This window comes from Methylobacterium sp. Leaf99 (assembly GCF_001422375.1).
Taxonomy (GTDB): Bacteria; Pseudomonadota; Alphaproteobacteria; order Rhizobiales; family Beijerinckiaceae; genus Methylobacterium.
Window position 1 is genome coordinate 513,806 of sequence record NZ_LMMU01000007.1, and the last position, 19,256, is coordinate 533,061.

The 19,256-nt window shown below is 67.2% G+C and carries 21 protein-coding genes and 1 tRNA gene; 17 read left to right on the forward strand and 5 right to left on the reverse strand.

All coding sequences use genetic code 11. From position 1 onward, the window contains the following. Nucleotides 1-23: 23 nt before the first annotated feature. Together ASF28_RS13280 and ASF28_RS13285 are read left to right on the forward strand one after the other, a co-directional pair. Nucleotides 24-404 carry a rod-binding protein gene (locus ASF28_RS13280; RefSeq protein ID WP_056093164.1) on the forward strand — a complete coding sequence of 127 codons (381 nt, stop codon included), beginning with the start codon at nucleotides 24-26 and terminating at the stop codon, nucleotides 402-404. After that, nucleotides 388-873, forward strand: a complete 486-nt coding sequence (locus ASF28_RS13285) for a hypothetical protein (protein ID WP_056093167.1) — start codon at nucleotides 388-390, stop codon at nucleotides 871-873. Before ASF28_RS13280 ends, ASF28_RS13285 begins: the two co-directional genes overlap by 17 nt. A 4-nt stretch (nucleotides 874-877) precedes the next feature. On the opposite strand, the gene ASF28_RS13290 is transcribed toward ASF28_RS13285, so the two are convergent. Further along, on the reverse strand, nucleotides 878-1,219 hold the full coding sequence (locus ASF28_RS13290) for a porin (protein WP_056093170.1): 342 nt from the start codon (nucleotides 1,217-1,219) through the stop codon (nucleotides 878-880). Between the two features lie 112 nt (nucleotides 1,220-1,331). Between ASF28_RS13290 and ASF28_RS13295 the strand changes: the two genes are divergently transcribed. Then, a complete protein-coding gene (locus ASF28_RS13295) occupies nucleotides 1,332-1,799 on the forward strand; it encodes a BLUF domain-containing protein (protein WP_056093173.1) in 468 nt (155 codons plus the stop codon). Between the two features lie 130 nt (nucleotides 1,800-1,929). Continuing rightward, nucleotides 1,930-2,382 (forward strand): response regulator, encoded by a 453-nt coding sequence (locus ASF28_RS13300; RefSeq protein ID WP_056093176.1) that lies wholly within the window; start codon nucleotides 1,930-1,932, stop codon nucleotides 2,380-2,382. A gap of 59 nt (nucleotides 2,383-2,441) precedes the next feature. Here the strand turns inward: ASF28_RS13300 and ASF28_RS13305 are convergent, their stop codons facing one another. Then, nucleotides 2,442-3,233 carry a DUF2189 domain-containing protein gene (locus ASF28_RS13305; protein WP_056093179.1) on the reverse strand — a complete coding sequence of 264 codons (792 nt, stop codon included), beginning with the start codon at nucleotides 3,231-3,233 and terminating at the stop codon, nucleotides 2,442-2,444. A gap of 440 nt (nucleotides 3,234-3,673) precedes the next feature. Here ASF28_RS13305 and ASF28_RS13310 point away from each other — a divergent pair, with 440 nt between their 5' ends. From ASF28_RS13310 to ASF28_RS13320, 3 genes are all read left to right on the forward strand, one after another. After that, entirely contained in the window at nucleotides 3,674-5,287 is a 1,614-nt protein-coding gene (locus ASF28_RS13310) for a cryptochrome/photolyase family protein (RefSeq protein WP_082476547.1), read from the forward strand. Between the two features lie 59 nt (nucleotides 5,288-5,346). Continuing rightward, nucleotides 5,347-6,432, forward strand: coding sequence for a spore photoproduct lyase family protein (locus ASF28_RS13315; RefSeq protein ID WP_157085582.1), 1,086 nt, complete (start codon nucleotides 5,347-5,349; stop codon nucleotides 6,430-6,432). Nucleotides 6,433-7,087: 655 nt separating this feature from the next. Beyond that, the gene (locus ASF28_RS13320) at nucleotides 7,088-7,330 is read left to right on the forward strand and encodes a hypothetical protein (RefSeq protein WP_244475006.1); all 243 of its coding nucleotides are present in this window, start codon (nucleotides 7,088-7,090) and stop codon (nucleotides 7,328-7,330) included. A gap of 20 nt (nucleotides 7,331-7,350) precedes the next feature. On the opposite strand, the gene ASF28_RS13325 is transcribed toward ASF28_RS13320, so the two are convergent. Beyond that, nucleotides 7,351-8,970, reverse strand: coding sequence for a peptide chain release factor 3 (locus tag ASF28_RS13325; RefSeq protein ID WP_056093184.1), 1,620 nt, complete (start codon nucleotides 8,968-8,970; stop codon nucleotides 7,351-7,353). A 115-nt stretch (nucleotides 8,971-9,085) separates the two neighbouring features. Then, nucleotides 9,086-9,838, reverse strand: a complete 753-nt coding sequence (locus ASF28_RS13330) for an SDR family oxidoreductase (RefSeq protein ID WP_056093187.1) — start codon at nucleotides 9,836-9,838, stop codon at nucleotides 9,086-9,088. 98 nt (nucleotides 9,839-9,936) lie between these two features. On the opposite strand from ASF28_RS13330, the gene ASF28_RS13335 reads away from it, so the two are divergent. The 6 genes from ASF28_RS13335 to ASF28_RS22580 all read left to right on the forward strand — a co-directional run bounded on the left by ASF28_RS13335 (nucleotide 9,937) and on the right by ASF28_RS22580 (nucleotide 16,586). Further along, nucleotides 9,937-10,011: transfer RNA gene (locus ASF28_RS13335), tRNA-Gln, on the forward strand. A 117-nt stretch (nucleotides 10,012-10,128) separates the two neighbouring features. After that, on the forward strand, nucleotides 10,129-11,925 hold the full coding sequence (locus tag ASF28_RS13340) for a site-specific integrase (protein ID WP_082476548.1): 1,797 nt from the start codon (nucleotides 10,129-10,131) through the stop codon (nucleotides 11,923-11,925). Nucleotides 11,926-12,012: 87 nt separating this feature from the next. Continuing rightward, the gene (locus ASF28_RS22575) at nucleotides 12,013-12,480 is read left to right on the forward strand and encodes a hypothetical protein (protein ID WP_157085583.1); all 468 of its coding nucleotides are present in this window, start codon (nucleotides 12,013-12,015) and stop codon (nucleotides 12,478-12,480) included. A gap of 161 nt (nucleotides 12,481-12,641) precedes the next feature. Further along, nucleotides 12,642-13,745: an AAA family ATPase gene (locus ASF28_RS13345; protein ID WP_082476549.1), complete on the forward strand. Its 1,104-nt coding sequence runs from the start codon at nucleotides 12,642-12,644 to the stop codon at nucleotides 13,743-13,745. Further along, nucleotides 13,742-14,848 carry a hypothetical protein gene (locus ASF28_RS13350; protein WP_157085584.1) on the forward strand — a complete coding sequence of 369 codons (1,107 nt, stop codon included), beginning with the start codon at nucleotides 13,742-13,744 and terminating at the stop codon, nucleotides 14,846-14,848. Before ASF28_RS13345 ends, ASF28_RS13350 begins: the two co-directional genes overlap by 4 nt. A 346-nt stretch (nucleotides 14,849-15,194) precedes the next feature. Beyond that, nucleotides 15,195-16,586 carry a hypothetical protein gene (locus ASF28_RS22580; RefSeq protein WP_157085585.1) on the forward strand — a complete coding sequence of 464 codons (1,392 nt, stop codon included), beginning with the start codon at nucleotides 15,195-15,197 and terminating at the stop codon, nucleotides 16,584-16,586. 407 nt (nucleotides 16,587-16,993) lie between these two features. On the opposite strand, the gene ASF28_RS23380 is transcribed toward ASF28_RS22580, so the two are convergent. Then, entirely contained in the window at nucleotides 16,994-17,239 is a 246-nt protein-coding gene (locus ASF28_RS23380) for a helix-turn-helix domain-containing protein (RefSeq protein WP_082476550.1), read from the reverse strand. Between the two features lie 158 nt (nucleotides 17,240-17,397). Between ASF28_RS23380 and ASF28_RS22590 the strand changes: the two genes are divergently transcribed. From ASF28_RS22590 to ASF28_RS13370, 4 genes are all read left to right on the forward strand, one after another. Further along, nucleotides 17,398-17,631 carry a hypothetical protein gene (locus ASF28_RS22590; RefSeq protein ID WP_157085586.1) on the forward strand — a complete coding sequence of 78 codons (234 nt, stop codon included), beginning with the start codon at nucleotides 17,398-17,400 and terminating at the stop codon, nucleotides 17,629-17,631. Between the two features lie 127 nt (nucleotides 17,632-17,758). Next, the gene (locus ASF28_RS13360) at nucleotides 17,759-18,220 is read left to right on the forward strand and encodes a hypothetical protein (protein WP_157085587.1); all 462 of its coding nucleotides are present in this window, start codon (nucleotides 17,759-17,761) and stop codon (nucleotides 18,218-18,220) included. 86 nt (nucleotides 18,221-18,306) lie between these two features. Next, nucleotides 18,307-18,789, forward strand: a complete 483-nt coding sequence (locus tag ASF28_RS13365; protein WP_056093200.1) for a hypothetical protein — start codon at nucleotides 18,307-18,309, stop codon at nucleotides 18,787-18,789. 14 nt (nucleotides 18,790-18,803) lie between these two features. Further along, nucleotides 18,804-19,256, forward strand: a complete 453-nt coding sequence (locus tag ASF28_RS13370; protein WP_244475007.1) for a hypothetical protein — start codon at nucleotides 18,804-18,806, stop codon at nucleotides 19,254-19,256.

Below are 19,256 nucleotides of genomic sequence, written 5' to 3' on the forward strand. Positions count from 1 at the left end.
TCCCCCAGCCCGAGAGGTTGACCATGCTGTTCGCTCCCCTCGCCGCCTCCGCCGCCCTCGGCGTCGGCAAGGCCATCGTCGGCGACATCGCCAAGACCGTGGCGGGTGCGTCGAAGACCGCCGCCGCCACGGCGGCCCCGAAGAGTGCCGCCGAGGCGAAGGCGCGCAAGGCCTCGAACGAGTTCGAGACCATGTTCCTCGAGCAGAGCCTCGACCGGCTCGCCCAGTCCGAGGGCACCGAGGGGCCGCTCGGCGACAACGGCACCGGCGGCGGCGTCTACCGCTCGATGCTCACCAAGGAATATGCCGGCCAGATCGTGAAGAGCGGCGGCGTCGGCATCGGCGATCAGGTGTTTCGCGAGATGATGAAGATGCAGGAGGGCAGCCATGGCGGCGTCAACTGAGAGCCCCTTGCGCATCGTCGACCGGGCCGGGGCCGGGGCCCTCGTCGCCCGGGTGATGGAGAGCCTCCAGGCCCTGGAGGGCGTGCTGGTCCGGGAGAGCGATCACATCCGCGTCGGGCGCCTGCGCGAGGGCCTGGCCGAGGCCGAGCGCAAGACCGGCCTGTCGGCGGCCTACCTCCAGGGCCTCGAGACCATCAAGGCCAACGCCATCGCCCTGGCGCGCTTCGCCCCCGAGGGCCTCGAGGCCCTGAAGGCGGCCCACCGGCGCTTCACGGCGGTGGTCGAGGCCAACCAGATGGTGCTCGCCACCGCCCGCGCCGTCTCGGAGGGGCTGGTGAAGTCGCTGGCCGAGGAAGTCGGCCGCGCCCGCGCATCGACCATCTACGGCCGCCCGGCGCATGCCCCCTCCCCCTATGCCCGCCCCGGCATGGGCGCCGGCCAGTCCCTGGTGCTGTCGCGCAGCCTGTGAGGGGTCAGGGCCGGCCGGTCCCCATGCGCACGAAGGCGCGGACGGGGCCGTAATCCGTGGTGGTGCGCGTGTCGACGGACAGGCGGCCCAGGGACAATGGCGCGGGGTTCCGCCGCTCCGCCGCGGGTCCGGCTGCAAGTCCGGCTGCAAGTCCGGCCGCGACCCGCCCGGACAGGCGCAGGCAGGTGGTGGTGCCCGGCACCCGGACGAAGCCGGCGCCCTGCGACGGGCACGGCCGGACTTCCCCGGCGGGCGCGACCGCCCGGTCGCGGGCCGAGACCGGTCCGGCGAGGCCGATCCCCAGTCCGAGGACGACGCGGAACCCTGTGGCCGACGCTCCCGGCATGAAATCCCCCCGAACGGGTCGCAGGATGAACGGTGTCCGCGCCCCCGGGTCTTTACGCCCCGTTATCTCACTTCTGTCTAGGCTCGGGGCGCGGACATCACGGGCCACGATCATGCGCGCCAAGCGGACGACTCTCGTCCACCTCATCTACTTCTCCCGGCTCAACCTCGCGGCCGATGCGCCGACGCGCGCCCGTCAGCTCAACGAGATCACCCGGCACGCGCAGAAGAAGAACGAATTCTCCGTCATCACCAGCTTCCTCGTGGTCGAGCAGAACGTCGCCGCCCAGATCATCGAGGGCGAGCGCACCTCGGTCAACGACACCTTCAACCGGATCGCCGCCGATTCGCGCCACCGCGACGTGCAGATCGTGGAGTGGCGCGAGATCGTGAAGCGGGAATTCGTGCACTCGTTCTCCACCGGCGTCCGCGGCCCGGCCAACGACGCCATCTTCCTGAAGGCCAACCTGATGCCGATGTTCCAGCGCGGAACGCCGAAGGCCGGCGGCATCCACGCGCTGGCCATGCAACTGCAGACGGAATCCATGTCGAAGCAGGGGATCGATCACCTGTTCGTCTGAGCGCCTCCCACGAAACGCCCGTCGCACCCGCGCGCCCGGAGCGCGAAGCCGCGGTGACCGGGCGCTTCGCGAGAGACGCCGATTCCCGTCCGGACGACCTGTCGCCGCCACGGCCTGAGATCCACGATTCATGAGCGAGACGCCTCCGATCCTCATCGTCGACGACCAGGACAAGCTCCTGAAGCTCGTCGTCCTGCTGATGAACCGCCTCGGGTTCCCGGATGTGGACGGCGTCAACGACGGGGCAACCGCCCTGGAGCGCCTGCGCAGCCGCAAGTACGCCCTGGTGATCTCCGATCTCGACATGGAGCCCATGGACGGCCTGTCCCTGCTGCGCGAGATCCGCGCCGACGATGCCCTGATGAACACGCCCTTCATCCTGACCGAGGCCTCGTTCGACTTCGAGGACATCAACCTCGCCCACCAGGCCGGCGCCGACGCCTTCATCCTGAAGCCGTTCGACATGTCGGTGCTGAAATCGAAGCTGAAGCAGGTCATCAACCGCAAGCCGCGCCGGCGCGAGGCGCCCCTGGCCGCCGAATCGGCGCTCAGCGTCGATTTCCCCATGCTGGGCAAATTCTGAACTCGGCGCGTTCTGACGGACGGCTTCCGGCTTGAAGGCCGCTCCGGGACGGGACGCCGTCAGGCCGCCACGAGGCGGCGGTAGAGGTGCCAGGTGGCGTGCCCGAGGATCGGCATGACCACGGCAAGGCCGATGAAGAGCGGCAGCGATCCCATCACCAGCAGCCCGGCGACGACGAAGCCCCAGGCCACCAGGGTGCGCGGATTGCGCCGGAAGGCCGCAAGCGAGGTCTCGACGGCAGTCAGGGCATCGACGCGCCGGTCCACCACCATGGGCACCGAGACGAGGCTGACGGCCAGCACCAGCACCGAGAACGCGAAGCCCACGAGGTTGCCGAGGACGATCAGCGCCCAGCCGCGCGGGGTCGTGAGGATGTCGGCGACGAAGCCCAGCACCGTATCGGGCTGCGCCGTGCCGTAGAGCGCCCAGTACAGGCCCTGCGCGGCGATGAGCCAGGCGACGAAGATCACCGCCAGGATGAGGCCGAGGATACCGAGGGCGAAGGCCGAGTGCCGACCCAGGCTGGCGAAGGCGCGGCGCCCGTCCGTGGCGAGGCCGGCCGCGCGGCGGCGGCTGAGCTCGTACAGGCCGACCGCCGCGAACGGTCCGATGAGGGCGAAGCCCGCCGCCAGGGGAAACAGCATCGGTAGGACGTTGTTGCCGAAGGTGAGCCCGGCGAGGAACACCCCCGCCAGGGGATAGATCAGGCCGAGGAAAAAGACGTGGCTCGGCATGGCGAGGAAATCGTCCAGGCCGTGCCGGAGCGAGGTCTTGAGATCCGCGAGGCCGATCTCACGGATCGCCGGATGGGTCACGTCGCGCCCATGCGTGAATGTCTGAAGGGTCGCCATGGCTGTTCGCCCTCGATCGGGGTGACGCTCGCGACCGTCCACAGGCGAGACACACGAACCACGCTCGCAGATGTCGAGAGCAGATGGCCGGTAGACTACACCCGGAGCGGCGAGTTGTCCGCCCCATTCGATGGACGGAAACTTGGCTATACGGATGCGGCGCGCCGAAGATTGGAGTATCGGCACTGCAAAGCGGGCGCCGGATTCGGGGCAAGCCGATGCCTCGGGGCGGCGTCGCCGGACACGCCCTGCCGACCCGTCAGGCCTCCGCCCGCGTCCGGTCATCCTCGCTGTCGGTGAACTGCACGGCCTGAGCCCGCTCTTCCTCGCGGCGTAGGGGAAAAGCGGTGGTGACCATGGCGGCTGCGACGTTTCGGTCCGATCCAGAACAAAAACGGAACGGTACACCCGGTCGACGTCCCGCCCGAGACCCGTTGCCCATGTCCACCTCCGCCAAGTCCGCCCCCATCGTGTCCGCCCTTCCCTCGTCCGCCCCCGGCCCGTCCGTCCTCCGCTTCGTCCTCGGCGACCAGCTGACCCGCACCCTCCCGACCCTCGACGGCCTCGATCCCGGGACCGACACGGTGCTGATGGTCGAGGTGATGGAGGAAGCGACCTACGTTCCGCACCACAAGCAGAAGATCACCCTGATCCTCTCGGCCATGCGCCACTTCGCCGAAGACCTGCGCGCCGAGGGCATCCGGGTCGACTACGTGGCCCTCGACGATCCCGACAACACCGGGTCGTTCACGGGCGAGCTCGAGCGCGCCGCCCGCCGGCACCTGCCCGACGCCATCGTGGTCACGGAGCCCGGGGAAGCGCGGGTCCTGGCCGCCATGGACGGCTGGCGGACCCGTCTCAACGTCCCCGTCGAGATCAGGCCCGACACCCGGTTCTACTGCTCCCGCGCGGATTTCGCCGCCTGGGCCGGGGGCAAGGCGAGCTACCGCATGGAAACCTTCTACCACGCCATGCGCACCCGGACCGGCCTGCTCATGGAGGACGGGGCGCCGGTGGGCGGCCGCTGGAATTTCGACGCCGACAACCGCAAGCCCTGGCCGGCCGACCGGGCGCCGCCGCAGCGCCTGCGCTTCGCGCCGGACGCGACCACCCGGGCGGTCATGGCCCTGGTGGCCGCCCGCTTCGCCGGACATTTCGGCGATCTCGACGGCTTCACCTGGGGCGTGACCCGCGCCGACGCCCTGGCGGCCCTCGAGGATTTCACCACCGGCTGCCTTCCGGCCTTCGGGGACTACCAGGATGCCATGCGGTCGGGCGAGCCGTTCCTCTACCACGCCACCCTGTCGCCCTACCTCAACGCCGGCTTGCTGACCGCCCGCGAGGTGGTCGACCGGGCCATGGCCGAGTACCGGGCGGGGCGGGTGCCGCTCAACGCCATCGAGGGCTTCGTGCGCCAGATCCTCGGCTGGCGCGAGTTCGTCCGCGGGGTCTACTGGCTGCGCATGCCGGACTACGCCGACGGCAACGCCCTTGGGGCGGAGCGCGGGCTGCCGACCTTCTACTGGACCGGCGAGACGGGGATGAACTGCCTGCACCAGGCGATCGAGAACACCCGGCGCCACGCCTACGCGCACCACATCAACCGGCTGATGATCACCGGGAACTTCGCCCTCCTCGCCGGCATCCGTCCCGCCGAGATCGAGGAATGGTACCTCGTGGTCTATGCCGATGCCTACGAATGGGTCGAGCTGCCGAACGTCCACGGCATGGCGCTCTTCGCCGATGGCGGGGTGATGTCGTCGAAACCCTATGCGGCGGGCGGCGCCTACATCGATCGGATGTCGAACTACTGCGACGGCTGCGCCTACGGCCCCAAGATCAAGACCGGCCCCAAGGCCTGTCCGTTCAACTACCTGTACTGGGCGTTCCTGATCCGCAACGCCGACACCCTGTCGCGGAACCAGCGCATGGCGATGCCCTACCGGACCCTGGCGACGTGGGACGGGACACGCCGGGCCGCCCTGGTGGCGGAGGCCGACCGCTTCCTCGACGGGCTGGCGACGGGCTACCCCGCGGGGCCGGGGCACGGCTGATCGCCGCCGCACGGAACCGGGATCGGCCGGGTCTCTTGTCGAAGATCATGCCCACATCCATGCCTGATTCGCCGGTGTCCCCCGCCGCTTCCCGCCTGTGGCGGCCCGGCACCGTCCTCATCACCCGCGCGGCGCGGGGTTTCCCGCACGGGCGGGCCATCGCCGAGCGGGCCGCCGCCCTCGGGGCCGATGTGGTCGAACTGGCCGGTGACCGGCTCGCCAATCCGAAGCACGACGACCCGCGCGCCGCCTACCGCGCGGCCAAGGGAACCCTGGCGGTGGTGGTCGCGCCCCCGAGCAAGCGCCGGCTGCAGCCGATCCCGCCCTCCGCCGACTGGCGGTTCGACCTCGCCGAGGGCTGCCACGCCCATTGCCAGTACTGCTACCTCGCCGGTTCGCTGGGCGGTCCGCCGATCACGCGGGTCTACGCCAACGTGGACGAGATCCTCGCGGGCCTGCCGGCCCATCTCGGCACCGGCCAGGTCACCTCGGCCTCCCCCGCGCGGGCGCACGAGGGCACCACCTTCGAGGGGTCGTGCTACGCCGATCCCCTCGGCATCGAACACGTCACCGGCAGTCTCGCCGAAGCGGTGCGCTTCTTCGGAGGCTGGGAGGCGCCGGTCCAGCTCCGGTTCACCAGCAAGTTCGGCAATGCCGCGCCGCTGCTCGGCCTGCCCCACGGACGGCGGGTCCGGGTGCGCATGTCGGTGAACGCGCCGGCCCTGATCCGCTACGAGGGCGGCACCAGCCCGCTCCAGGCCCGCCTCGATGCCCTCGGGGCCCTGGCCCGCGACGGCTACCGGATCGGGCTCACGGTGGCCCCGATCCAGCCGTTCCCCGACTGGCCGGCAGGCTACGACGACCTGTTCGCCCGAACCGCCGCCGTCCTCGCGGACATCCCCGACCTCGACCTGACGGTGGAGCTCATCACCCACCGGTTCACGCCCGCTTCGAAGGCCGTCCTGCAGGATTGGTATCCGGGCAGCGACCTCGACCTCGACGAGCAGGCCCGCTCGCGAAAACTCACGAAATTTGGCTCGACCAAGTTCGTCTATCCCGCCGAGACCATGCGCCAGTTGCGGACATCCCTCACCGGCCTGGTGGAGCGGCACCTGCCCATGGCCCGCCTGCTGTACTGGACCTGATCGGGCCGGCGCGTCGATCTTCTGGAACGATGGTCGTACCGGGTGGTCGCGCTCCCGGACGGTCCGCATTCCACCGCCGAATGCGGCGCGCGAAGCCCTTGCCCCTTTTCGAGTACGCCATATTACGGGAACAGACAGTGAACGCTTAGGTCTCCGCAGCTTTCAGGAACCGGACGACCGCCCCATGGCCCGCTACTTTACTGGCAGAGCGTGTTCCTCTCCCCAGCGGACCTCGGGCTTGCCCGAGATCCGTCGAGCTTGCGGGGAGAGGTTAGGAGTGGGGGTGGTTGGGTGACCCTCGGGGTTCGGAGGCCAGCGGAGCCACCCCCACCTCCAACTCCTCCCCGCAAGGGGGAAGAGAGCCGCGTCGCGCTGACAATGTGTGAAATCCGGTAGCCTTCCGGGAGAGGGAGCCCCGATGCGCCTCCCGCCTCCGGATGCATGCCGCTGCACGGAATCGGCCCGTTCGCACTTGTGTGAATCCGAAAACCCCGACAGTGCGGGTTTGCGGAGCGGTGGAGGATCGTCGTCGGCGGGTTCGCAGGCCATGTCGAACGCGGCAAACTGAGCGTCCGTCGCTCGGGACACGCCCCATGCGGCATCATGGAGACCGGTCGGCAGCGAACCCGGGATCGCATCGGCCGGTTGGGGTGCCATGAGCCAGCCAACAACCGAATCCGACCCGCAGATCGTCGACGCCCGTCGTCGCGAGATGGCCATCGAACATCTGCTGTTCGGCACCCTGCGCTTCCTCGCGCAGCGCCATCCCGAACTGCTCGACGACCTCGACGCCAGCGTCGATCACCTCTGGGACAAGGGCCCGGACGCGGAGCGCGACGACGAGGCCGTGCGCCACGTCGCGCGCCGCTTCATCGGAAGCCTGCGGGCCGAGCGCTAGGACCGCGTCGCGCGCGCGTCTCAGGCGGCGCGCTTCTGGTAATCCTTGATGTCGGTGAACCGCACGGCCGGCGCCCGCTCCTCCTCGTAGCGGAGGGAGAAGGCGGTGGTGGCCATGAACACCGGCGCGCCGTCGAGATCGCTCGCCATGGCCGAGCCGTGGGTGCCGATGAATTTGTCGAGGTCGGTCTCCGCGTCGGATTCGATCCAGCGGCAGATGGAGAACCGGGTCGGCTCGTAGTCGATGGGCAGGCCGTACTCGGCCTGGAGCCGCTCCTTCAGCACGTCGAGCTGGAGGGCGCCCACCACCCCGACGATGGCCTGGGAGCCGTCATGGGGCCGGAACACCTGTACGACGCCCTCCTCGCCCATCTGCTGCAGGGCCTCGCGCAGCTTCTTCGCCTTCATGGCGTCGGTGAGCTTGATCCGGCGCAGGATCTCGGGGGCGAAGCTCGGCACCCCGCGAAACACGATCTCCTCGCCCTCCGTCAGGGTGTCGCCGATGCGCAGGGTCCCGTGGTTCGGGATGCCGACGACGTCGCCGGCGAACGCCTCGTCCGCGATGGCGCGGTCCTGGGCGAAGAAGAATTGCGGGGCCGAGAGCGACATGGGTTTGCCCGTGCGCACGAGCTTGGCCTTCATCCCCCGGCTGAGCCGCCCCGAGCACACCCGCATGAAGGCGATGCGATCGCGGTGGTTCGGGTCCATGTTCGCCTGGATCTTGAACACGAAGCCGGTCATCTTCGCCTCCGTCGGCTCGACGAGGCGCTTGTCGGCGTCCTGGCCGCGCGGCGGCGGCGCGAAGCGGGCGAGCCCGTCGATGAGGTCGCGCACGCCGAAGTTGCGCAGCGCCGAGCCGAAGAACACCGGCGTGAGGTGGCCCTCGCGAAACGCCTGCAGGTCGAAGCGCTTGAGGCCGGTCTCGGCGAGCTCCGCCTCCTCGCGCCAGGTCTCGACCTCGCCCTGCTCGGTCAGGAGCTGGTCGAACAGCGGATCGTCGACGCCCGTCACCGCCACGGTGCCGGCATCGTCGGCGGCGTCGAGGCGGCGGACCCGGCCGTTGCCGAGGTCGTAGGTGCCGGCAAAGCTCCGGCCCCGGCCGATGGGCCAGGTGACGGGGGCCACGTCGAGGGCCAGCACCTTCTCGATCTCGTCCAGGAGCTCGAACGGGTCGCGGGCCTCGCGGTCGAGCTTGTTCACGAAGGTGACGATGGGAATGTCGCGGAGCCGACAGACCTCGAACAGCTTTCGCGTGCGCGCCTCGATGCCCTTGGCCGCGTCGATGACCATCACGGCCGAATCGACGGCGGTGAGCGTCCGGTAGGTGTCCTCCGAGAAGTCCTCGTGGCCCGGGGTGTCGAGGAGGTTGAAGACGCAGTCGCCGTACTCGAACGTCATCACCGAGGTGACGACGGAGATGCCGCGCTCCTTCTCGATGCCCATCCAGTCCGAGCGCGTCGAGACGCGGTTGCGCTTGGCCTTGACCTCGCCGGCGAGCTGGATCGCGCCGCCGAACAGCAGCAGCTTCTCCGTGAGCGTGGTCTTGCCGGCATCCGGGTGCGAGATGATCGCGAAGGTACGCCGCCGGGCGACGGGGTCTCTTTTCGCGTCGGTCGGCTTGGCGTCGGTCTGCATCAGCATGGCGGGCAACGGTGTTCCGGGTCCGCGGCGGGCGGACGATGGCCGCCGGACGGCGACCTGCGCGAGGGGGCTGTGTAGGCGTTTCCGGGGGGAAGCGCAAAGCTGCGGGGTGCCGTCAGCCGCGGCCGATATAGGGCATCTTGGTCGCCAGCACGGTCATGAACTGGACGTTGGCCGAGAGGGGGAGCCCGGCCATGTAGACCACGGCCTGCGCCACGTGGGCGGCGTCCATCACCGGCTCCGGCTTGATGCTGCCGTCGGCCTGCCGCACCCCGTGCGAGAAGCTTTGCGTCATCTCGGTCTCGGCGTTGCCGACGTCGATCTGGCCGCAGGCGATGTCGTGGGCCCGGCCGTCGAGGGACGTGGCGCGGGTCAGGCCCGTCATGGCGTGCTTCGTGGCGGTGTAGGGCGCGGAGTTCGGCCGCGGCACCTGGGCGGCGATGGAGCCGTTGTTGATGATGCGTCCGCCCCGCGGGTCCTGAGCCTTCATCAGCCGGAACGCGCCTTGCGTGCACAGGAAGGCGCCCGTGAGGTTGACGTCGAGGCTCGCCCGCCAGTCGGCCAGCGTCACCTCGTCGACGGGCACCCCCGGCGTGAACACGCCGGCGTTGTTGAACAGCACGTCGAGGCGGCCATACGCGTCCCGCGTCCGCCCGAACAGGGTGGTCACGGCGTCGGGATCGGCGACGTCGGCCGCGACGGCCAGGGCCTCGCCGCCTCCGGCCCGCACCGCCTCGGCCACGGCGTCGAGCCGGTCCCGCCGCCGCCCGGCCAGCACCACGGCGTACCCGGCCCCGGCGAGCCCGAGGGCCACCGCCCGGCCGATCCCCGACCCGGCCCCCGTCACCATCGCGATCCGTCCCGTCATCCGCCCACCCGCTCCGGTTTCCGCCCGCTCATAAAGCCGCCCCACCCCTGTTGCCAGCCTCCCCCACTCCGTCTAGACACCACCCGGCCTTGCGCCGATGGGGCGTCGCCAAGTGGTAAGGCAGCGGTTTTTGGTACCGCCATTCCCAGGTTCGAATCCTGGCGCCCCAGCCAATTCTTCACCTAACCCATTCAGAACGCTCACGATTTCGCGTAGGTGCCCTGCGGAGTGAGCCGGTTGCTACATTCCGCTGCTACACAGGCCGCCCGCCCGGGCGGCGAGGGAGCGGAGTGGGGTCCATCGCCAATGTCGTCCTTCGGGGACGAATCTTCCATTTTCGGCGCCGTGTGCCGGACGGTCTCAGACCGACGCTGCGCCTGAAGGAACTGGTGCGCAGCCTTGAGACGACCGACCTTCGTGCTGCCAAGGCGAGATGTTGTCGGGTATACCTCGCCTCAGAAAGCCTGTTCACGGCCCTGTACGCGATGCCGATGCTGACCGACGACCAACTCGCCCGCCTCGTGCAGGACTTCTACGGAACGATCCTCGACGGGGATGAACAGGGACGACTGACGTACGCAGCGATCCCGGCCGATATGCGGGAGCGGCGCGTCACCCAGTACGAGATGATGGCAGCGCAGGCACGCGACGCTCTCGCCTGCAACCGGCTGGAAGAGGCAGGGTTCGTCACCGTCGCGATGCTCCGCAAGCAAGGCATCGCTGCAGCCGATCTCGAGCCGCGTGCAGTCGCGAAGGCACGGCAGGCGATGCTGCGGGCCGGCATCGACGTCGCCGAGGCACTCAAGGCCCGTTACGAGGGTGACTTTAACTTCGAGCCCCGCGACCGCCTGCTCAAAATGCAGCTAGCGGCACTCCACGAGGCTCCGAAAGCCCCGCGCACGGAGAACACGGCACCCCACCCGGCCAAAAAGGAAGCGGTGCTGCCGCACGCCACCGAGCTTTTTTCGGCAGTCGCTGCCGCGTTCCGAAACACGCAGGCCGCCACCAACACCTGGGACAACCAGACCGCGTCGCAAGCAGGCGCAACCTTCCGCCTGTTCGTCGACACCTGCGGAGACCGCCCCCTCGCCGCCTACACCCGCAAGGACGCCGGCTACTTCCGCAGCCTCGTGGAACGGCTACCGAACGACTACGGCAAACATCCCCGCTACCGAAACCTCACGGTGGACGAGATCCTAGCTGCACACGAGGCGCTGCCCGACAAGCAGCGCACACAGCCGATCACGCAGCGGACCGTGAAGCGGCACTTCTCGGCCCTGTCGGCGCTCTGGACGGCCGCGGTCGCAAGAGACGAGGCGGCAGCGAACATCTTCCTGGGCTTCCGCTTCAGCAATACCCGTAAGGCGAGCGAGCAACGCGCCATGTGGGAGCGGGACGAGCTCGCCCGCCTCTTCGCAACACCAATCTGGACAGGCTGCGCCTCCCCCGGCCGGCGAACCACACCGGGAACCCTCATCCTACGCGACGAGAAATTCTGGCTACCCCTGATCGCCGTGTTCTCCGGCATGCGCCAGGAAGAGATCTGCCAGCTGCATGCCGAGGACATCCGACAGGACGAGGGCATCTGGTTCATCGACATCAACGACCGACCTCCGCGGAAGCTCAAGAACGCGACGGCGGTCCGGCGCGTACCGATCCACTCGCAGCTGATTCGCCTGGGCTTTCTCGCGCATGTCGACGCGCAGCGGCGCCGCCGGCAAGACCGCGTCTTCCCTCTGCTTGAACCCGGAGGGGCCGACGGTCGACTGGGCCACGCCTTCACCAAGTGGTTCACCCGCTACCGACGCGACGTGAAGCTCTACCGGCAAGGGCTCGACTTCCACTCGTTCCGGCACACGGCGACGACGCTGATGCACCAAGCCGGCACAGCGACCGCCGTCATCGACCACGTGACAGGACACGTCACGCCGGGCGAGACCGCGCGGTACACCAAGCGTTCTTCCTTATCCCAGCTGAAGGCAGCCATCGAGACGATTGTGATCGAGCTCGGCCTGGCCCATCTGCTGCCAGAGACCGGCAACGGGTCGCGGTCCACCTCAAGCCGACCCTCCGCGGCAAAAGCCTAAAAATCGCTGCCACGAGACTCGACACGTCTGTAGTACGTATCTAAGGTCTCTGAGACCCTTGTACGGTGCAAGCATCAGGAGATGAACGTGGCTGCGTACTCTATGAAGCAGCGCGCGAGGCAGCTTTCCCGCTCCTCACCTACGCACGCTCAGCTTCAGACACTCATATCCGGGAAGCTTCTCGAAGCTGCACTCCTGGCGGCCGTGTCTGAGGGCAAGCCACCCGTCGGCGCCATAAGCGGGCACCTAATCGACCAGTTCGGCCTGGATACATTCAAATCGCCGCAGACTAAGCAATTCGTCGGAGTTGCGGTCGCAGCCAAGCTCGAAACACTTGCGTACGCTGCAACCGGCAAGCGCATCCGCATCACCAACGACCCAATCTTCACAACAGGCGGCCTCTTCCGGAAGGTGGCCGCTTCGCCGAGATCCTCGTCCCATGAACTGCTCGCGCGGTTCGTGGCCGCTCTGACCGAGGACGAAGCTCTGATCGTCGCGGAACTACTCGCACGCAGGCGCGAACGGGCTGAACTTTCGCGTAACCCGGAAGACTGAGCCGAAGACGGGCGCGCCTCCGCGCTGAACTGCGGTACAGGGCGGACGACATTGCGTCGATCCGCACAGACTTTCACTGCGGTCACTCACCCACCCTGACGCCCACACCGTGGTTCGTCGGTCGACGACCTGCGCCGCAAACTCATCGGGAGCGAGCCGACATGTCGAATGATCTTTCCAGTCTCGCGTGGCAACCACCTACCCCCGCACAGCCCACGGTCCTCGGTCGGCCACGCCGCTTTGAGGACGTGTCCGGTCAAGAGGACGCCGACAGAGACATCCAGGCTTTCCTCGAAGACGCGCTCGACCCAGCTCGTCAGAAGCCGCGCTGCCGGACACTGCTTCTCAGCGGCGTCGCGGGGATCGGCAAGACGACGATCGCGCGCATCCTGGGGAACATCGCTCTGTGCTGGAATCCGACTGAAGGCCATCAAGCTTGTGGCACCTGCGCCATCTGCAAGGCCTTCCAGGAAAACCCTCCGCGCGGCATCGACGACTACTTCGAGATCAGTGCAGCCGAATACTCCGGCGTCCACGCGATGTCGCACCTCGTGGCACTGATGCGCCGCGCGCCCCTAGGTCGCTTCAAGGTGGGCTTCGCAGACGAAGCGCATCGCGCTTCCCGCATGGGAAAAGACGCACTCCTGAAGGACCTCGAAGAGCCTTCCCCCTACGCAATCTACATCCTTGCCACCACAGAACCGGACAAGCTCGGCGCCGCCCTCCTATCGCGCTGCCACCACGTGCGTCTGCGGCCACCCTCTATGACGGACCGCCTGCACTTCCTCCGCCGGCGATGCGAGGTTGGATGGGGCTTGCCCCCCGAGAATTACGAACCAGCGGCACTCGAGCGCCTCGCCGTCCGAGTCGGTGCCAACTACCGCGAACTCGCGGCGGCACTCGACCGCTGTATCACCGCCGGCCCCCTGACGACCGACACGGTCGACCGCCTGTTCCCAGACCCGCTCGCCGCGTGCCTGAGTAGCGCCGAAGCCCTTCTCGACGACGATCTGTCCGGCGCCATCTCCGCCCTGGTGGAGGCGCCTGGTACCCCCGACGAAAAGCGGGCCGCGATGCAGAGCCTCCTATTGGGGCTCAGCCTCGCCTGCGTCCGAGGCGTCGTGACACCCTACGACCCGCTGAGCGACGTTCCTCTGGAGCGACGGCAGGCGTTGGTGGCGCGCTTCGACGCTCGACGCCCCCAGTCCGTGTCTCTCGCAACCTACCTAGAGGACTGTGCGCGATTCTGGGGGGCATCCCGGTGACTCAGGACGAACTCATCCTCCGCATAACCGCTTTCTATGACCTACTCGGCGCGATACGCGACGGATCGGAGCAGATCGGGCCTTCTGCTAACCGTGATCCCCCGCCGAAGGCATCGCGTATCCTCCCCCGGTGTCGTCGCAGTCTCGCGGCGCACGAGCGCGCGAACGCACGCTCGCACGACGGACGGCGGCATCTGTATCTCAACGCTGCGCAAGCCCATGCCCTGTACCGAGCCGCCTCCTTTCTCGCGCAGGGAACCGGACGCCTGCTCAACGTCCGAGTGACGTTCGACCATGGGCTCGACAAGCAGGATGCAGGTGCCGACGCGAGTAAGGCCGTCACGGACTTCTGCCGTCGCGCTCGGGCTCTCCTCCACCGCCGGGGCCAGGACGACTTTCCGTTCCTCTCCGTTCATGTAGTGACCGCCGAAGGGCACTTCGTCACCGAACTCACCGCGCATGTCGCCCCAGACCAGCGCCTCGCCCGCTTCACGACATGGGCAGAGGAAGACTTTATGACGACCCGCCGCCGCACCGCACCCAGGGTTCGAGTCGGAGCTTGCCGCGCAACAGCGCGGGCCGAGAGGGTCGCCTACCATGCCACGTCGCTCCGGCGGCTCCTGCGTGGCCTCGATCCAAACATCTACGACTGGGACGAGCAGAATGTCCGGCAGCCGCTGATCGACCTACTCGGTGTGCCCGTGTCGGAGCGTCGGACGATCGGCACGATCGACGCCGCGCAGCGCATCAGTACCTCGGACTCGCTCGCCCAAGGAGCAAGACGTACAGCGGAGGCGGATGGCATGGGCCTCCTCGACCCAATGCAAGACCGCGCTTGGTCCTGGCTCTTTTCCGGATGGGAACTCGACGAGTACCACGCCCGAACGGCGGAGCGCGTGGCACGCGTTGAGGCCCGCGCTCGCATAGACGCCCTGTACCCCGTTGAACCCAACACCCTCGTGTCCGCGCGCCGAGCCGCAGAATTGGCCGATCTTGAGGCCCGCTGCCGCTGGTCAGCTGAATACCGGCCCCGATTCTGGGGCGGACGGCTGCAGCCGGCGATCGAACTACCCGCTCTTGACGACAGGAGCCCTGCACGATGACTCTGCTGCATGGAGCAAGATCATGACTGACGCTGATCACTACACCACGGCAGCGGCGGTCCCAGTCGCCGCCTCCGCAACTAGTCCCACCCCGGTAGACATAGCACCTGTGCATCAGCCCGGGCCGTCATTCGTACCCCTGCACGCTTCCGAATCGCTAGGATCGGGTAGGTCGGTAGAGCTTAGCCCTACCTCTAACGCGATCGACGCACCGACCGATCAATCGGCACCAGCCCTCCCCACCAGGGAAGGTTTACGAGGCGGACGAGACGGCGGTCCGCGAGAGGCCGTACTGCTGGCTGGAGAACCGGGGGAAGCGATCCACTTCCAAACCTACTACAGCGACTTGCTGCTACTGCGCGATATCACTGCCACGATGCTAGCTACACCGATTGCAGCCGAACCGGGCGCGAATACCGTGGGCGACACATTACCATGCGAAGTCGCGCCGGACGGGCTGCGCGTCACGTTCTGCAACGGTTCCATCAGCTGCGAGCTTCGAGTTCCATACACCCTAGGCACGTTGTCGAGCGGCAATGGGCGTTTTCAAATCCCTTCGCAGATCCTTCGACTGGCAGCACTGCAGGTTGTCAAGAACAAACCGAAGACAAAAACGGCTCTCGCACGACTTCAAGCAACAAGCCGTAGTCTTGCGCCGCGCGCCATCTATCAGGGTGTCCCGGACGAACCAGCACACTGGACATTCCTTCCGCGGACATCGGACGGCAAGCTACTGTATGACGGCGCGAAGCTTAATTTTTCTGCTTCTGCTGATACGAGCACTCCGCTGGAAAAAGATCCCGGACTGAGTGACCCAGTCCAGATCTTCCCTGATCGGATCCGCACCGCCCTGCTCGCCACCAAGCCTGCGGCAGCTACGAAGATCGACGCTCTGCCCAAGCTAAGCCAAGTCGCGATCGAAGATGGGGTCGGCTGCGCGTCTAACGAACGAATGTACGCCTACCACAGCGACATTGCCCTCGCCGGACTATCCTTCCGCGTTGCAGCGACAGACATCTCAGTGCTCACCTCGCTCATGCGCCATTTGGACCGAACCGCAACGACGCTCCGCACGGCGGGCCGGATGTGCGTGATCCAGGACGCGCGGCTCACCATCCGCTTCACGCAGCCCGTCGACACCCTCCCCGTAATCAATCTCCGCTCGTCTTTGCAGCCGACGCTGGCAATGCAGTGCGAGCACAAGGAGCTCATAGAGTTAGTTAATAAAGCCTTCCTCACCGCTCGAACGGATCCGGACGCCCAGAGGCGCCTTCAGCTTCATCTCCGTGTCGCCCTCATCGACGGTGAGATCGCTCTCACGGCCGATGCGACGTGGCGTCATCCCAAGAGTGGTATGGATCGATTCAGGGGTAACCTTCGCAGTATCATGATAGAGCGTGAGCAAGCCCGCAGTCTCTGCGAGCGCCTGAGCCCACCCCCCTCGCCAACACTCACGTCCGACCGCAAGCATACCGAAGAGATCCTTGCGCGGCACGTGGCGCCATCAGCAATCGAAATCGGCCGCTATGTTGTGTCTGATCTCCTACGCGCAATACGGCCGCTACGCAGCGCCCTGCTACGTCTCGAGTTTATCGACGATAGAGCCCTCATCATCACGGAGACGACGGCGGAGCACAGCACGGACTACGTCATGACGTCCAAGACGCAAGAAGACACTTACGGAATGCCGCAACGCCGATCCAAACGCTGGGACGCCCCGTCGCGGCTCCGCGCCTAAACGAACTCGCACCGCGGGACGGCGACGCCAAGACGACGTTGCCGTCCCGCCAGTCCCGGCCCGATCTAGTTCCAAAGCTTCTACCGACCCTATCACCACGTCGTCAACGTGCATTACAAATACCTTTATCTAATGCACGGCCAAGGGCTTCATTACGCACGCTCAGCAGCAGCAAGGATAACCGGGATACATCCCTATATCATTGGAATCATACGACAATTATAATAAAAAACCAGTCGGTGTCAGCTGGCAAACATGGTTTCGGGCCTGTGCCCGACAGGACGGCCGACCCGCCAAGCGGTGGCACCTCACCGCCCAATCGGTCCTCCAGAACCCATGAATATACTGACTACTTTTCAGCGGCGACGTCCGCCCGGAAGGGGTACGAACGGCGTAGGACCTTCAACTTATACAATGAAAAACTCGCTCAACGGTACGGCCAGCGCCTCGGCGACCTTGGCGAAAAGATCGACCGTCGGGTTCTCCGCGTGACGCTCCAAACCGCCAAGATATGCCCGATCAACGCCTGCGTCCGCAGCCAGCCACTCCTTGGAGAAGCGAGGCGTGTCAGGCGAGGCCTGGCTGGTGTTCCCTGTGGCTAAGCTCGCCGCGAACCTGGGACTTCGTTCCAGGACCACCTCGGTGATCGTCACGCAGGTCGCCCGCTACTGGAAGAGCCTGACCGAGCAGGCGCCGCGGCTGGCAACGGGCTACCCTTGAGCTATGCCGCGACCTCATCGGCCTCGACGCGCTACGCAACGCAGTGCGCGCCACTCGCGGTCTCGACGCTGCGCCACCGCGAGACCCACTCTTGGCCGAGACCGCATCTGGCGCGCGTACGCTGCGGGTCGACTCCGAACCGCGCCTCTTGGTGTTCGGCTTCGACGCCGATCAGCGCGGGGGTGCGATACGGGCTGTGACCGCCGAACTGCGCGGCCGGCACCCGCTACGTGTCTGCGCTGTCAGGAGGCTCGGCGGGCGGACAATGGATGCCTTCCGCCGCTCGACAGACTCGATCACCGACCCCAAGCCCGATGCAGCCTGACGTCCTACTTCGGACAGAGTGCGACCGCTTGGCGCGGCAGGAGTCTGCGTCAGGCGGTAAATTTTGGGGTCGGCAACGGGAATACCAATCTTAGGCTCCGCCGGAGCGTCCGCGAGACCCCTTCGTCATGTCCAGCCTATCCCGTCACGCCGACCCCATCCGCCGCACACCGCACCTACGCGGGCATTCCCAACCCGGCACGAACGCACTGCAGTTTGGCGTGCTACTTACGTTCGCCCTCGTCGCGGCATCCGCCCACGCCGAATCGACGTTCGAGGGGCGCTACCAGGGCCGCGGCGACGGTCGGCTCAACCTGCAGGTGTTCGACCTTGGCGACGGTCGCGGCGCGTACTTCGTCGTCGCCGACACCGCCATCCCTAACGAATGCACCGGCGAACTGCGTGGCCTGGCCATTACCAACGGCGTGGGAGCGCTGGTGCTGACCCGGAAGAAGAAGGGGTCGGAGGAAGCCTGCATTCTCACCCTGCGCTTTGGCCCGGTCCGCAAGCGCGTGCGGATCGAAGAGCATGGCTGCGACGGATTCCACGGAACGTCCTGCGCCTTTATCGGCGCGCTGACCCGCCGCTGACCGCAAGCCCATTGCCGGGCGCACCCAGTGTGCCCGGACAACGCGCCGCCCTTCCTCTGCGATCTCCCTGACGGATCACCCCCATAATGCGCGCGATGCTGCCACTTGCCCTGTTGCTGCTAGCCGCCTTCTCGGCCGGGGCGAACCCGCCGGTCAACGAGACCAAGTCCGGCGGCTGCCTCGAACTCAAGCTTGACGGCCAGTCCGCCCCCTTCAACCACGATTTCCGCTTGGTCGACAACGGCAAGCGCGAGATCAGCTTCGTCACTGGCTACTGCGACGGCAGGACTACCCCGAAGACAGTGCTGGCGCTGTTCACCGTCCAGACGCCCGACATGGATAATGCTTACGGCTACGCGTTGAGCTTAACGAACGTGACGCTGATGACCTATGACAGGCCAACCCACCAGCGAATGTGGATAGCTGCGGGCCTATACTTCCTAGTCAAGCCAGGCCCGGTAAGAGCCGGCGCGAAGGTGGTGCGGCAGGACATCGTCGCGATGTGCTCGGCGACTCTCGGCGACGCGGGCGCTCCCGTGCGGCGGATCGACTGGAAGTTCGTGTTCTGACCGGGACAGATATCATGAGCGCGATCAGCACCGGCATGGACATCACCGCTCCGTGTCCCGACACCCCTTCCCGCGAGCCGCCCGCCCCGTGCGTCGGCATCTTCTGGGGCGTGCTGGACAGCGGGCGCACGGTGCTGGTCACTGACCGCACGACCTTGGTGGAGGCGGAACCCTACGGCGACTGCCTCACCCACCCGCGCGGACACCACGAGGTCTGGGAAGCGTGGCGCAGGCTCGGCGCCACGGCGCTGCGCCGTCGCGGGTTGCCACCTGCCATCGCAGGCCACGAGTATGAGGCGTTCCCGCGCGGGCGGGTGGTCTACATGCGTGGGCCGGTGCTGTTCACCCTCTACGCTGACCGCCGCCTGCAGCGGCCAGACACGATCGCCCTCCTCGTCCGGCTGTTTGGACTGACAGGCGAGCACCATGCAGTGCGCTCGGACGCGCACTACCGCACGCTGGCCTGA

What these genes read in the sequence shown, in the direction of transcription:
- ASF28_RS13280 (WP_056093164.1), top strand. Translation starts at nt 24, where the DNA reads ATGCTGTTCGCTCCCCTCGCCGCCTCCGCCGCCCTCGGCGTCGGCAAG.
- ASF28_RS13285 (WP_056093167.1), top strand. Translation starts at nt 388, where the DNA reads ATGGCGGCGTCAACTGAGAGCCCCTTGCGCATCGTCGACCGGGCCGGG.
- ASF28_RS13290 (WP_056093170.1), bottom strand. Translation starts at nt 1,219, where the DNA reads ATGCCGGGAGCGTCGGCCACAGGGTTCCGCGTCGTCCTCGGACTGGGG.
- ASF28_RS13295 (WP_056093173.1), top strand. Translation starts at nt 1,332, where the DNA reads ATGCGCGCCAAGCGGACGACTCTCGTCCACCTCATCTACTTCTCCCGG.
- ASF28_RS13300 (WP_056093176.1), top strand. Translation starts at nt 1,930, where the DNA reads ATGAGCGAGACGCCTCCGATCCTCATCGTCGACGACCAGGACAAGCTC.
- ASF28_RS13305 (WP_056093179.1), bottom strand. Translation starts at nt 3,233, where the DNA reads ATGGCGACCCTTCAGACATTCACGCATGGGCGCGACGTGACCCATCCG.
- ASF28_RS13310 (WP_082476547.1), top strand. Translation starts at nt 3,674, where the DNA reads ATGTCCACCTCCGCCAAGTCCGCCCCCATCGTGTCCGCCCTTCCCTCG.
- ASF28_RS13315 (WP_157085582.1), top strand. Translation starts at nt 5,347, where the DNA reads ATGCCTGATTCGCCGGTGTCCCCCGCCGCTTCCCGCCTGTGGCGGCCC.
- ASF28_RS13320 (WP_244475006.1), top strand. Translation starts at nt 7,088, where the DNA reads ATGAGCCAGCCAACAACCGAATCCGACCCGCAGATCGTCGACGCCCGT.
- ASF28_RS13325 (WP_056093184.1), bottom strand. Translation starts at nt 8,970, where the DNA reads ATGCTGATGCAGACCGACGCCAAGCCGACCGACGCGAAAAGAGACCCC.
- ASF28_RS13330 (WP_056093187.1), bottom strand. Translation starts at nt 9,838, where the DNA reads ATGACGGGACGGATCGCGATGGTGACGGGGGCCGGGTCGGGGATCGGC.
- ASF28_RS13345 (WP_082476549.1), top strand. Translation starts at nt 12,642, where the DNA reads ATGTCGAATGATCTTTCCAGTCTCGCGTGGCAACCACCTACCCCCGCA.
- ASF28_RS13360 (WP_157085587.1), top strand. Translation starts at nt 17,759, where the DNA reads ATGTCCAGCCTATCCCGTCACGCCGACCCCATCCGCCGCACACCGCAC.
- ASF28_RS13365 (WP_056093200.1), top strand. Translation starts at nt 18,307, where the DNA reads ATGCGCGCGATGCTGCCACTTGCCCTGTTGCTGCTAGCCGCCTTCTCG.
- ASF28_RS13370 (WP_244475007.1), top strand. Translation starts at nt 18,804, where the DNA reads ATGAGCGCGATCAGCACCGGCATGGACATCACCGCTCCGTGTCCCGAC.